This window comes from Allofrancisella frigidaquae, assembly GCF_012222825.1.
Classification (GTDB): domain Bacteria; phylum Pseudomonadota; class Gammaproteobacteria; order Francisellales; family Francisellaceae; genus Francisella; species Francisella frigidaquae.
In genome coordinates this window covers 184,824-198,460 of record NZ_CP038017.1, presented here as the reverse complement: position 1 = coordinate 198,460, position 13,637 = coordinate 184,824, and the positions used below count along the sequence as shown (strand labels likewise).

Here is a 13,637-nt window from a genome sequence, read left to right as displayed (position 1 = left end):
CCAACATAAATTGATGCATTTATCACAAAGGAGTTTATGACTAATTTAAGCAGGCAATAACAGTCACTATTGGCAAATATTAAAGGATTAAATTAGATATAAAATACAAAGTTAGAAAGTAATAATATGCGTTGGAATTGGTATTACTTAATAACAGCTTTTAAGATTGAAAAATATGTTGTAAAAAATGATTTTGGGAGGTTTATTTCAAGAGTAATTAGCTAAACTAACAAAACAAAAGGTTAATCCTTCGAATAATATAACCCTTTAGAAGAGTTAAGTGCTTTTAAGCGAGCATCAGCCTCTCTTAATCTTTGATGAGCAGCTTCTATGTCAAGTTTTGATGCATCTGGATTTTTTAAAGCGTCCTCTGCTCTTGCTTTTGCTTTTTCAGCTTCTGCTTGATTAAGATTTTCTGCCCTTTCCATTTCATCAACCATAATAGTAACTCTAGTAGGAGTAACCTCTATCAGCCCACCGGATACATATAAAACCTCTGTATCGCTGTCTTTTTTAATATTAACCACGCCTGCTGGCATAGTTGATAAGAGCTCTGTATGTCCATATGCTATACCCATCTCACCAGCTGAACCACGCAAGCTGACCATGTCAGCTTCACCTGTAAAAACTGAACCTGAAGGGCTAACAACACTGACTTTTAGATAGTTCTTAGACATATCAGTTTACCTTATAAAGTTTTTGCTTTTTCGATAGCTTCTTGGATAGATCCTACCATATAAAAAGCTTGTTCTGGTAAGTGGTCATACTCACCATTAACAATAGCCTTAAAGCTAGCAACAGTATCTTTCAAAGATACAAACTTACCAGGGTTACCAGTAAATACTTCTGCTACATGGAAAGGCTGAGATAAAAATCTCTGAATCTTACGAGCTCTATCAACAGTCTTTTTATCCTCGTCTGATAACTCATCCATACCCAAAATAGCGATAATATCTTTTAACTCTTTATATCTTTGTAGGGTCTTTTGCACTGCACGCGCTGTTTCATAATGGTCCTGACCAACTACTAATGGATCTAACTGTCTAGATGTAGAATCTAGAGGATCCACAGCCGGATAAATACCCAATTCAGCAATTTGACGTGATAGTACAATTGTGGCATCTAAATGTGAGAATGTAGTTGCTGGAGATGGGTCAGTTAAGTCATCAGCTGGTACATATACAGCCTGTACAGATGTAATCGAACCAGTCTTAGTTGATGTGATTCTCTCCTGTAAAGCACCCATTTCAGCTGCTAGAGTTGGTTGATAACCCACCGCAGATGGCATACGACCTAAAAGAGCTGAAACCTCAGTACCTGCTAATGTATAACGATATATGTTATCAATAAACATTAACACGTCACGCTTTTCATCACGGAAACCTTCTGCAATAGTTAAGCCTGTTAGTGCAACTCTTAATCTATTTCCTGGTGGCTCATTCATCTGACCATATACTAGGGATACTTTATCAAGTACGTTAGAATCTTTCATTTCATAATAGAAATCGTTACCTTCACGTGTTCTTTCACCAACACCAGCAAATACAGAGTAACCACTATGCTCTTTTGCAATGTTGTTGATAAGTTCCATCATAGTAACTGTTTTACCAACACCAGCACCACCGAATAAACCTACCTTACCACCTTTTGCAAAAGGGCAAATAAGGTCTACTACTTTGATACCTGTTTCTAAAATTTCTGTATTAAGAGCTAGTTCATCATAAGCTGGAGGAGCTTGATGGATAGATCTTTTCTCAGTATGCTCAATTGGACCTGCTTCATCTATTGGCTCACCCAATACATTCATGATACGACCTAACGTACCATGACCTACTGGAACTGAGATAGGAGCATTTGTATTTATAACTTCCATACCACGTCTTAACCCATCACTAGAACCCATTGCGATAGTACGGACCACTCCATCACCTATTTGCTGCTGTACTTCTAATACTAAATCTGTCTCTTGAACTTTCAGAGCATCATATACTTTTGGAGTGTTATCACGAGAAAACTCTACATCTATAACCGCCCCGATTACTTGAATAATTTTACCTGTATTCATTTATTTTATCTCTCCTAAACTGCTGCTGCACCTGAACAAATCTCTGCAAGCTCTTGGGTAATCATAGCTTGCCTTACTTTGTTATAATCTAATTTTAGTTGATCAATAATATCACTTGCATTATCTGTAGCATTTTTCATAGCCAACATACGTGCAGCTTGCTCACATGCCGCATTTTCTAATATTGCACCTCTAACTTGGGCTTCTATATACCTCATACATAAAGCGTTTAGAACTTCCTCTATATCTCTTTCATAAATATAGTCCCAATGCCCTTTGGATACATCTTTGTCATCTGCCTTTTGCTCTTGTGTAAGCACATCTTGTATCGGAAGCAACACTTGTTGCCTTGGCTTTTGTTTTATTGTGCCAATAAACTGGTTACTAGATAAATATAATTTATCAATTTCACTATTTGTGAACTTATCGAGCATTACTTTCACAGCTCCAGAAACCATTCTAATACTAGTTTCTAAATCTTTATCATTATAGTGAGCAACAGCCACAACATTAACGCCTTTTAACTTCCTAAAAAAAGTCTCTGCTTTAGATCCTATAACACATATATCCACTTCGATTCTATCATCAAGATGTTTCTTAATATCTTTCAGAACGTGTTTAAAAAGATTAATGTTTAGACCACCACACAGACCTCTATCTGTTGAGGTAACTATATAACCAACTCTTTTAACCTCTCTTTCAAACAAGTAAGGGTTAGGATAATCAATACTAGCTGCTACAACATTTTTAATAATTGTATTAGCACAGTCTACATAAGGACGCACGTTATTCATCTTAACGATCGCTCCTCTCATCTTACTAGCTGCTACTAATTCCATAGCGCCAGTGATTTTTTGAGTATTTTTCACACTCTGCACTTTGGAACGTATTTCTCTAGCATTAGACATAGTCTACTCCTACCAAGCTTGAGTTGCTTTACAATCTTCTACGATTGCTTTTAGCTTATCAGCAATTTCAGCATCGTAGCCACCAGTTTTATTAATCATTTCTATCACAGCTGCGTACTTATCTGTCGCTAAAGCATGTAATGCTGATTCAAACGGTATAACCTCTGAAACTTCTAAACTATCTAAATAACCATTATCAGCAGCATATAAAGATAATGCCATCAATGCCACAGATAGTGTTGAAAACTGCTTTTGTTTTAGAAGTTCAGTAACCCTTTGACCTCTATTTAACTGTGCTCTTGTTGCCTCATCAAGATCTGATGCAAACTGAGAGAAAGCTTCCAATTCACGGTACTGTGCTAAAGCTAAACGTATACCGCCACCAAGTTTTTTAATAATCTTAGTTTGAGCAGCACCACCAACACGAGATACTGAGTTACCTGGGTTGATAGCTGGTCTTAGACCTGAGTTGAATAAGTCTGTCTCTAAGAATATCTGACCATCTGTAATAGAAATTACGTTTGTAGGTACAAAAGCAGAAATATCACCAGCTTGTGTCTCGATAATTGGTAAAGCTGTAAGTGAACCTGTTTTACCTTTAACTTCACCGTTTGTATATCTTTCAACATACTCTTCATTTACTCTAGCTGCTCTCTCAAGAAGTCTTGAGTGAAGATAAAATACATCACCAGGATATGCCTCACGTCCAGGAGGTCTTTTCAATAAAAGTGAAATTTGTCTATAAGCCCATGCTTGTTTAGTTAAATCATCATAAACAATTAAAGCATCTTCGCCACGGTCTCTAAAGTACTCACCCATAGAACAACCAGCGTACGGCGCTATATATTGTAAAGCTGCAGAATCTGACGCTGTAGCAGCCACTATAATAGTATGCTCCATAGCACCGTGCTCTTCTAGCTGTCTTACAATATTAGCTATTGATGATGCTTTTTGACCTATTGCCACATAGATACATTTAACGCCTGTACCTTTTTGATTAATAATAGTATCAATAGCAATAGCAGTTTTACCAATTTGTCTATCACCAATAATAAGTTCTCTTTGACCTCTTCCTACTGGAACCATCGAATCTATAGACTTAATACCAGTTTGTAATGCTTGATCTACTGATTTTCTCCAAATAACTCCTGGAGCAATTTTTTCAATTGGTGAGCTATGATCTGCAGCTATCTCACCCTTACCATCAATAGGGTTACCCAAAGCATCAACCACTCTACCAAGTAAAGCCTCACCAACAGGAACTTCTAGTATTCTGCCTGTGCAGTATACTTTATCACCCTCTTTTAGATGCTCATATTCACCTAAAACTACTGCTCCAACTGAATCAGTATTTAAGTTAAGTGCCAAACCATATACATCACCTGGCATTTTTATCATTTCACCAGCAGTTACATCATTCAAACCGTATATAGTTACAATACCGTCAGCAACACTAACTATAGTACCTTCTGACTTTAATTCGATAGAATTATCAAACTTTTCTATTCTCTGTTTAATCAAACCACTAATTTCTGATGGACTTAGTTGCATAAGCTCACTTCCTATAATTTATGATAATAAAATACTTTTTAATTTTTCTAAACGTCCAGACACTGAGCTATCTATAACTGTGTCTCCGACTCTAACAATCGCCCCACCAACTATAGCCGGGTTTATCTCAACCTCAAGACTCATAGAGCAACCAAATTTTTTCTCTAGACTTGCCTTTAAACTATTTAACAAATCTTTATCAGTAGCATAAGCTAAAGTTACTTTGGCTACTTTGCTATTGTTTTGAGCATTTTTAAACAACTCAAATTGTTCTGAAATTAAAGGCAAAACCATTAACTTTTTATTTTGAGCAATCAATGTTAGAAAATTATAAAAATTTTCATTTAGCTGACTTTTTAAAACTTCCACAATCTCAGATTGAGAAAATATAGGACTAATAATAATGCTTTGCATTGAATCATCTTGTACCAACTTGGAAAAAGTTTTAAGTAACATAGACCATTCTTGCGATAAGCTGTTTTCGTTTGCAAACTCAAACGCTGCTTTTGCATATGGTTTTGCAATTACGCTTAGATCTGCCATGTATTTACCCTATTATTTTTATATCTTAGCAACAAAATCTTTTAAAAGATCGTTACTAGCCTTTTCATCTACCTTTGCAGATATAATTTTACTAGCTCCCGCTATAGCAAGACTTACTAATTCTTGCTTAAGCTCTTCTCTTGCCTTGATTTTCTCTTGATCGATTTCAGCCATAGCCATGCTTTTAACCTTTTCAGCTATAGCAATAGCTTCTTCTTTAGCCTGCTCATCAATTTTATGAGCTCTAACATAGGCATTTTCAACTATTTCCGTAGCTTTTGCTTTTGCTTCACGTAGAATTTCAGCAGACTGTCTTTTTGCAACTTCTAGCTCTCTAGAAGCTCTATCAGCAGAAGCCAAGCCATTAGCTATCTTTTCTCTACGCTCTTCTAAAGCTGTACGTAGCGGCGGCCATACAAACTTCATTGTAAAAACAACAAAGATTGCAAATGTTATCATCTGACCTATTAAAGTTACGTTGATATCCATCTACTTATCCTTTAGATAATTTATCTTGATTTATATGAAAGTAATTATGCACCAACAACTTTTTGAGCCGCATCAACTAAACCAGGTATAGCCAATGGGTTTGCATAAAGTACTAAGAATCCTATAGCAATTGAAATAGCAGCAAATGCGTCAACAAAAGCAGCAACAATAAACATACGACCTAAAAGCATACCGCCTAATTCTGGCTGACGAGCAACACCCTCTAGATATTTACCACCTAGAACACCAAAACCAATAGCTGTACCTAAAGCTGGTAAAGATATCAATAAAGCTACCGCTATAGCTGTTAAACCATTTAAGTTACCTAAAACCTGTAAAGACATATCCATTTTATTATTCTCCTATTTTATATATTATATTATTAAAGGTTAAATCTAAACTAGTGAGCTTCCTGTGCCATATTTAAATAAACAACAGTCAACATCATAAATACAAACGCTTGTATTAAAACTATCAATATGTGGAATATCGCCCATATACTTCCCAATACCACTCCAGCTCCACCAGCTATCCAGCCTGAAACATATAAAAGAGCTATAAGGATAAATATAAGCTCACCTGCAAATATATTACCAAATAAACGCAAAGATAAAGATACTGGCTTAACTACTTCATCAACCAGTCTAAAGAAAATATTTAAAGGAAATAACCAAATCCCAAAAGGAGCACTTAAGATCTCTTTAACAAGCCCAAAACCTTTTGCCCTGATATTATAAAAAATAACCAAAAAGAACACTGCTATAGACATAGCAAAAGTAACGTTTGGATCAGCAGTAGGTACAACCCTAAAGTAAGCCTCATGACTATTAGTGAAAAATCCTATGATCCAACCAAAAATATCAACTGGTAGCAGATCCATAAAATTCATTAACACTACCCATACAAATACAGTAAGAGCTAAAGGAGTTACGAAGTTTCTTTTATAATGGTAGTTCTCAGCAACTAATCCATCCATCCATTCCCAAATAGCCTCTACTATATTTTGGAATTTTCCAGGCACATCAGCACTAGCACGCCTTGCCACTAGGAACATTATAAATATAAACATACTCCCTAGCACTATACTAACCAACAGTGAATCAACATTAAGTTGCCAAAAGGAACCCTCACCTAAGCTTACTTGCCAATGTTGCAAGTGATGTTGGACATATCCGGTTGCAATTTGAGAGCTAGACTCAGTATTTGCCATTATTTTTCCACCAATTACTAATAATTAACCAAATAAACACACAAAAAAGACCTATCTTACTCGCTTAAGTAGAAAAGGTACAAAACACACCGCTAATTGTAACAAAACTATTCCAAAAATGTAAGGAAATAATTTGGGTTTTACGTAAATAGCTAGCAATATAGTGGCAACACCTACTATACTTAATTTTAACACTTCACTAAGAAAAAAAATCATAATTTCTATCGTCGGTGAAAACTGTTTATTTACAAATAACCTGACAAAAAACACAAAATTTGCCAAAAACATGATTAGTCCACCTAATAAAAATGATTGAGAATATGCCCACCCATAAAAGATCAATGTAACTGTACAGCCAAAAAAAAGTAATAACATTTGCACCAATAAAAATTTTTTAAAGTCAATTTTTATGTTAGCTAACATGTTTTATATATGTAGATTTTAATTTGAGATTTATCATACCAGAAAAGTAAAGATTGACAAAGAAAAAGAATTCTTTCTTGAATTACTTTACTATCAGACATAAAATAATATCTTATTTAACAATTTTTTAATTTTACTCCATGACTCAGAAAATACACAATATACGTGGCTATGCTTGGATAATAATTGCTTTTAGTTCTTTTTTACTATTTGACAAATATATTATGCAAGTTTTCCCTAGCCTAATCACGGATGATATGATGCAAAGCTTTGGTACTAATGCAACCCAAACAGGAGCACTTGGATCAGCGTATTTTTGGTCAATTATTATTTGCCAACTTTTTATAGCTGGACCCATAGTAGATAAGTTTGGCTTTAGACTTATTAGCCCGATATCTATAACTATTTCAGCCGCAGGAGTAATATTATTTGTTGTTGCAGCTAATTTTGGTAGCTTAAGCACAGCCTATATTGCTCGTATAATTACTGGTATGGGGGTATCATTCGCTACAATATCTTATTTAAAAGCTGTATCGGTGTGGTTTGATCCACGTAAATTTGCTTTTGCTGCAAGCTTTCTCGCTACTGCCGCTATGATTGGAGCATTGTGTGCTCAAGCACCTTTAGCATACTTGATAGCTTTGTGTAATGATTGGAAAATGGCTATGCTTTTAGTTTGTATAGCTAGTTTATTTATAGCAGTTACTTACTACATTGTTGTTCGTGATTATAACCCTCAGCAACCAGAAGCTAGCTCATCTAATAATCAACTAGGTACCTTAGAGGCTTTAAAACAGGTTGTAAAAAATAAAAACAACTGGTATTTAACATTATATGTTGGCTTAAGTTTCACTGCAGTTGATGCCTTTGCTGGTTTTTGGGGAAATGCATATTTTCGAGAAGCTTACAATATCTCTAAAGAACAAGCAGCCAGCATAATATCTATGATCTTTATTGGAATGGCAATAGGCTCGCCAATACTAGGTAAAGTATCAGAAATTCTTGATAACCGGAAATGCGTAATGGTTGTTTTTCACATAATTGGAACTATTGCTCTAAGTATAGTACTGCTCACCAAAACTAGTACTTTTGCTTCTGCGGTACTATTATTTATTTTTGGGATTTGTTTAGGTATTTACATGTTATCTTTTGCCATAGGAAATAGAGTAAATCCTATAATAATAACTGCTACCGTAGCTGCTTTTATAAATACAGGTGAGCCAATACTAGGTGCGATTTTTGATCCTTTAATTGGATATTTTCTTGATTGGTCGTGGACTGGTAAGTTTATGAACTCCACTGGTGAAATAATCTCCCAAAAAACTAGCTCTTTGGATATAAAATACTTTGAGTTAGCTTCTTACCATTTTGCCTTTACAACCTTAGTAGCGAGTATGGCAATATCTTTAATTATCCTGCTGTTGATAAAAGATAGTAAGGAGTAATTTTATTTATAAAAACTTATAAAACCTTTCATCTAAATTAGCTTCTATAGTAATTTTTTGTTGTTGCTTTTCATCAAAAAATTCTAACTTACTAGCATGCAACAAAAGCTTATCTATACCTTGTTTAGCCAGCTTTTCATCAACACTAACAAACCCATACTTTTTATCTGCAACGATCGGGTGTCCCATAGCTTTACAATGCACTCTTATTTGATGTGTTCTCCCTGTCTCTAACTTTAACTTAAGTAAGCTATATTCCCCAGGTAAATGTTCAACAGACAAAATATTAGTAATAGCTGTTTTACCTTCTTTTTTATCAACTTTAACTATTCTCTGCCCATCTTTTGTTTCTGTTCTTTTAAGAGGCAAATCTATTCTTTTAATATTCTTATCCCAAAACCCATGAACTATAGTATAGTAAACTTTGTCTACTTTTCTTTGTTTAAATAAATCAAAAAAATATACCAATGCGCTATGCTTTTTAGCTAACAGCACACAACCAGATGTTTCTTTGTCAAGCCTATGAACCAAATCCAGACGCCTAGCTTGTGGACGCAGCTGCCTAAGTCTTTCAACAAGCCCAGAGTTAACCCCTGAGCCACCATGTACAGCTATTCCAGAGGGTTTATTTACTACTATATAGTCATCCGTTTCATATAAGATAATCTTCTCTAAAAAATCTAAATGTGACTGATTGATTTTAACTGGTTGCGTATCATCTTGAACACTAAAAGGAGGAATCCTAATTATATCTCCAGAACTTACACGGGAAGTTTGCTTAACTCTTTTTTTATTTACCCGCAACTCACCCTTTCTAATCCAGCGATATATCAAAGGTTTAGGTAACTTAGTAAATCTGCCAATCAGATAATTATCTATTCGTTGCTCAATAACATCATCAGAAACTTCTAAATATTGTACACTAGCCATCTAAGACTCCAAAACCAGGGTTCTGCATATCGTTAAGTCGGCTTATAGTTCGTTGGAACTCAAAGCTTAATCTCTTGCCCTTATAAATTTCTTTAAAGTCACAATCTGCCAAAATTATAACTTTTTTATTTTGATCATAGCATTCATCTATTAACGAGATAAATCTCCTAGCCATATCCTCATTTGCCTGACTAAAACTTTTTAGATTGTAGACAAATATCTGTCTATAGATTTTACAAATTTCAATGTAATCATTAGCACTACGTCCATCACCACAAATTGCCTTAAAATCAAAGCAAACATCTTTGAAACTAACTAAAATAACATCGATATCCCTATTTAAAACGTTTATCTTCAAATCTTTATCAAAGTATTTATTACTTAAAAAAAACTTATCAAAAAAATTTTTCCTGTTAGCTTCATTATATGGGTATAAATAATTAAGATATTCATTTGGTAAGCGAAAACGGTAATCTACTCCTGAATCAAGGTTTAAAACATCAACATTTGCTATCAGCACATCTATTGCAGGTAAGAACAGCTCTCTTTGTAAGCCATTTAAATATAGTCTTTGAGGTTCGATATTTGAAGTTGCTACCAAGACCACACCTAAACTAAACAGCTCTTTAAAAATATTACCTAAAATCATAGCATCCGCAATATCTTCAACAAAAAATTCATCAAAGCAAATAAGTTGAGTATCTTTTGCGATGTCATAAGCTACCTTTGAAATAGGGTTTTTACTCCCTTGGTAACTACGCAGACGAGTATGAATATCTTTCATAAAATGAGAAAAATGCTGACGTTTTTTCTTTGATGTAGGTACTTCATTATAAAAAATATCCATAATGAAAGTTTTACCTCGTCCCACACCGCCCCACATATAAAATCCTCTAATGTGGGGGTAAATAAATTTGTTAAAAAAAAGTTTTTTAGGCTTTTTTTTTGTCGTCAGCTCATCTATTATTCTCTGCAAAGACTGTATAGCTTCAAGCTGTAGTGGATCAACTTTCAACCCTAACTGTTTTATTTTTGCAAAATATACTTGCTCTAAGGTCATATTGATTTATTTAACTTCCTTATCCTTTACTAATATTAGTAGGAAAAACGATATAAACATGCTAAACACCAATATTAAAAACGCTCTATGATAAGCATTAATACTAAAGTATCTATGAGCTCCGTCAGTGGCGATATTTACAATATTATTATGCATATCTATGTATTGACCACTCCATGTCATATCTAAGAAGTATCCTATAAGTGGGTCAAATAATGCTCCCAATAATGGTTCGCCTGTATTTATAAGAGCAGCTACAGTTGCAGCTACTACTATAGGATTAATACGATTGCCTATTGCAAAAGCTAACATATATACACCCAAGCAAAAACCAAATATAAATAATAAAGTACCAGATATTGCCGGAGTAAGTTTAAATTCAAGCACTACTGCTAAAGCTACTGTAGCAATAATATGAAAGAAAACCATTATATTAACTCTATTATCAAACTTCTCTGATAATTTCCCTATAACAGGCGAACCTATAGCTAAACCTAAAAACATCATAGAAACTATATAAGAAGCTTCTTTAGCATCAACACCATATAATCCTCTAAAGTAATTATTACCCCAAATACCTCCAAACACATCTATAGTAGTAAAAGTCAGACCTGTATACATGGTTAGATACCAGTTGTTTTCGTTTAACAATACTTTTTTAATACCTTCAAGAGTGCCCGTTTTTTGCCTTAATTGGTTTGAAAATGAAGCATGAGGATTATAATCTCTAACTAAAGCTAAATATAGAAAAGCTATAACTATACTAAAACACGCATAGCTAATTAAAGCACTATGCCAAGAACCTGTTAGTTCTATAAGATAAACCAAAGGAACTTGCCCAAGTAAAGCACCTGTCATTGCTGCTGACATTAAAAAGCTACACACAAAAGCAAACTTGCGCGGATCAAACCATACAGCTGCTGCTTTGATATATCCAACAGTAGCAAAAGATGCTCCTACACCTATCATCAGTCTTGAAACACACCCCAAGAGAAAACTATGTATATCAGCAGCAAGAACAAATAGTAATAATCCTATAGCTGACAATATAAGAGAAAAGAAACTTACTTTCCTAAACCCTAGTTTATCGATGATAGGCCCAGCAACAAAAAACTGACAAAAAACAACAGACCACAGAAAAAGCGAAACCATCGCGCTCATTTGTGTAGCATTGATAGAGAAACTACTCATCAATTCGTTAGCTATTAAGCTAGGAGAAACATTCATAATATACTTATCAATAAGTAAAAATGAACTTAACCCTACCACGATCCAGGCATAACCTTTTATGTTGTATAATTTCATAGTTTATTTTTCTAAAAAGTTTATTAGCTCTTCAAATCCAACTTGGTGCTGGGGCTTATTTTCTTGCAAATACTTTATCACAGCTTGACGTTTTTCTAACTCCTCAGAACCAATTATTACTGCGATCTTCGCTCCAGATTTATCTGCTTTCTTAAATTGTGATTTGAAACTACCAAACTTCAAATCCATATCAAATTTTAAACTACTAAGCTCATAACGTATATAATCAACTAGAGCTAATGTTTTATACAAACTTTCTTTTTCTAATATGAAAAATACGTCACATACACTATTTTGTGAAGGTAATTTACCTAGAGTTTCTAACAAAAGTAAAAGTCTTTCTATACCTATTGCAAAACCTATGGCGCCACTACTTTGGCCACCAAGATCATCTATTAACTTATCATACCTACCACCGGCACAAACTGCACTTTGAGCACCGAGCTTATCTGTAGTCCATTCAAAAACTAAACCACTATAATAGTCAAGACCACGCACCAAATTCTTATTAACCGTGTATTTAATACCTAATGACTCTACATATTGACACGTTTGTTGAAACCTTTCCAATAATTCAGTCTCTATAAAATCCATAAGCTTAGGGGCATTTTCAAGGATTTTTTGTGTAGTAGAAACCTTTGAGTCAAGTATTCTTAAGGGATTTTTAGCCAGCCTTTTTATAGAATCGTCATCAAGTTGATCATGAAATGGTTTAAGGTAATCTAATAACGCTTTAGTATACCTTTGCCTATCTAAACTAGAACCTAAACTATTTAGCTCTAAGGTTATATGATCCACCAACCCAAGTTTTTTAAATAAATTCCAAACTATAGATATAACTTCTAAATCTATAGCTATACCATCAAACCCATAAGCTTCTACCCCAAGTTGGTAAAACTGCCTATATCTTCCTTTTTGTGGCCTTTCGTATCTAAACATTGGACCACAATACCAAAGTTTTTGGGTTTGCCCTCTATTTATAAGATTATTCTCTAGAACCATTCTAACACATCCTGCTGTACCTTCAGGACGCAAAGTTAGACTATCACCATTTCTATCAGTAAAATCATAAGTTTCTTTTGAAACAATATCTGATGTCTCACCAACGCTTCTATGGAATAATTCACTTTTCTCTAGAATCGGCAGCCTAGTTTCATTATAGTTATATTGGTCTAAAATCTCTCTTATCTGTGACTCTAGATATTGCCACTTATAACTATCGTTAGGTAGAATATCATTAAAACCCCGGACAATAGTAAATTTACTCATAAATTCAACCTATCTTAATTTCTCTACGTCATCATCTTTAGGTTTTCGGTAGTTATCTTCCAATGAATCATCATTTTGACTTATAAATTTGGCATCTGCATCCAGGGCTTTTGAAATTTTTTCTTCCATTTGCATACCATAATCAAGGGAACTATCATAAATAAATTTAAGATCCGGAACCACCCTTAAACTCAATGACTTTGCAATAGATGATCTAAAAAAACCTTTTGACTTTACAAAGGCTTTTGAAATATAAGCGGTATCTTCTGGAATCAAACACGTATAATACACTTTTGCAAAAGATAAATCCTTAGAAACTTCTACTTCTGTAACCGTTGCACTTGCTAGCTTTGAATCCTTAATCTTAGAACGTAATAGCAAAGATATCACTTTCTTAAGCTCACTTGCTACCCTTTGCACTCTACCTTCTGTTGCCATG

15 protein-coding genes are annotated in these 13,637 nt (G+C 34.3%); 1 reads left to right on the top strand and 14 read right to left on the bottom strand.

Annotation, left to right across the window (positions count from 1 at the left end):
* Nucleotides 1-242 precede the first annotated feature (242 nt).
* From E3E15_RS00865 to E3E15_RS00825, 9 genes are read right to left on the bottom strand one after another with little or no spacing between them, the layout of a single operon-like run.
* Nucleotides 243-677: a F0F1 ATP synthase subunit epsilon gene (locus tag E3E15_RS00865; RefSeq protein ID WP_035720872.1), complete on the bottom strand. Its 435-nt coding sequence runs from the start codon at nt 675-677 to the stop codon at nt 243-245.
* 11 nt (nt 678-688) lie between these two features.
* Entirely contained in the window at nt 689-2,065 is a 1,377-nt protein-coding gene (atpD, locus tag E3E15_RS00860) for a F0F1 ATP synthase subunit beta (RefSeq protein WP_035720870.1), read from the bottom strand.
* 14 nt (nt 2,066-2,079) lie between these two features.
* A complete protein-coding gene (locus tag E3E15_RS00855; protein WP_035720868.1) occupies nt 2,080-2,973 on the bottom strand; it encodes a F0F1 ATP synthase subunit gamma in 894 nt (297 codons plus the stop codon).
* 9 nt (nt 2,974-2,982) lie between these two features.
* Entirely contained in the window at nt 2,983-4,524 is a 1,542-nt protein-coding gene (atpA, locus tag E3E15_RS00850) for a F0F1 ATP synthase subunit alpha (RefSeq protein WP_172106243.1), read from the bottom strand.
* A gap of 18 nt (nt 4,525-4,542) precedes the next feature.
* Nucleotides 4,543-5,067 (bottom strand): F0F1 ATP synthase subunit delta, encoded by a 525-nt coding sequence (locus tag E3E15_RS00845; protein ID WP_172106242.1) that lies wholly within the window; start codon nt 5,065-5,067, stop codon nt 4,543-4,545.
* 18 nt (nt 5,068-5,085) lie between these two features.
* Nucleotides 5,086-5,556 (bottom strand): F0F1 ATP synthase subunit B, encoded by a 471-nt coding sequence (locus E3E15_RS00840; RefSeq protein ID WP_035720862.1) that lies wholly within the window; start codon nt 5,554-5,556, stop codon nt 5,086-5,088.
* Nucleotides 5,557-5,600: 44 nt separating this feature from the next.
* The gene (locus E3E15_RS00835; protein WP_035720860.1) at nt 5,601-5,906 is read right to left on the bottom strand and encodes a F0F1 ATP synthase subunit B; all 306 of its coding nucleotides are present in this window, start codon (nt 5,904-5,906) and stop codon (nt 5,601-5,603) included.
* Nucleotides 5,907-5,956: 50 nt separating this feature from the next.
* Nucleotides 5,957-6,766 carry a F0F1 ATP synthase subunit A gene (atpB, locus tag E3E15_RS00830; protein WP_172106241.1) on the bottom strand — a complete coding sequence of 270 codons (810 nt, stop codon included), beginning with the start codon at nt 6,764-6,766 and terminating at the stop codon, nt 5,957-5,959.
* Between the two features lie 51 nt (nt 6,767-6,817).
* Nucleotides 6,818-7,189, bottom strand: a complete 372-nt coding sequence (locus E3E15_RS00825) for an ATP synthase subunit I (RefSeq protein ID WP_172106240.1) — start codon at nt 7,187-7,189, stop codon at nt 6,818-6,820.
* A 140-nt stretch (nt 7,190-7,329) separates the two neighbouring features.
* On the opposite strand from E3E15_RS00825, the gene E3E15_RS00820 reads away from it, so the two are divergent.
* Nucleotides 7,330-8,634 carry an MFS transporter gene (locus tag E3E15_RS00820; protein WP_172106239.1) on the top strand — a complete coding sequence of 435 codons (1,305 nt, stop codon included), beginning with the start codon at nt 7,330-7,332 and terminating at the stop codon, nt 8,632-8,634.
* Nucleotides 8,635-8,640: 6 nt separating this feature from the next.
* Here E3E15_RS00820 and E3E15_RS00815 read toward each other — a convergent pair whose 3' ends face one another.
* From E3E15_RS00815 to rbfA, 5 genes are read right to left on the bottom strand one after another with little or no spacing between them, the layout of a single operon-like run.
* Nucleotides 8,641-9,564, bottom strand: a complete 924-nt coding sequence (locus tag E3E15_RS00815) for an RluA family pseudouridine synthase (RefSeq protein ID WP_172106238.1) — start codon at nt 9,562-9,564, stop codon at nt 8,641-8,643.
* Entirely contained in the window at nt 9,557-10,624 is a 1,068-nt protein-coding gene (gene zapE, locus E3E15_RS00810) for a cell division protein ZapE (RefSeq protein WP_172106237.1), read from the bottom strand. The genes E3E15_RS00815 and zapE overlap by 8 nt, the downstream gene beginning before the upstream one ends.
* Nucleotides 10,625-10,630: 6 nt before the next feature.
* A complete protein-coding gene (locus E3E15_RS00805; protein ID WP_035720847.1) occupies nt 10,631-11,929 on the bottom strand; it encodes an MFS transporter in 1,299 nt (432 codons plus the stop codon).
* 3 nt (nt 11,930-11,932) lie between these two features.
* A complete protein-coding gene (gene hisS / locus E3E15_RS00800) occupies nt 11,933-13,198 on the bottom strand; it encodes a histidine--tRNA ligase (RefSeq protein WP_172106236.1) in 1,266 nt (421 codons plus the stop codon).
* Nucleotides 13,199-13,207: 9 nt separating this feature from the next.
* Entirely contained in the window at nt 13,208-13,636 is a 429-nt protein-coding gene (gene rbfA / locus E3E15_RS00795) for a 30S ribosome-binding factor RbfA (protein WP_172106235.1), read from the bottom strand.
* Nucleotide 13,637: the final 1 nt, after the last annotated feature.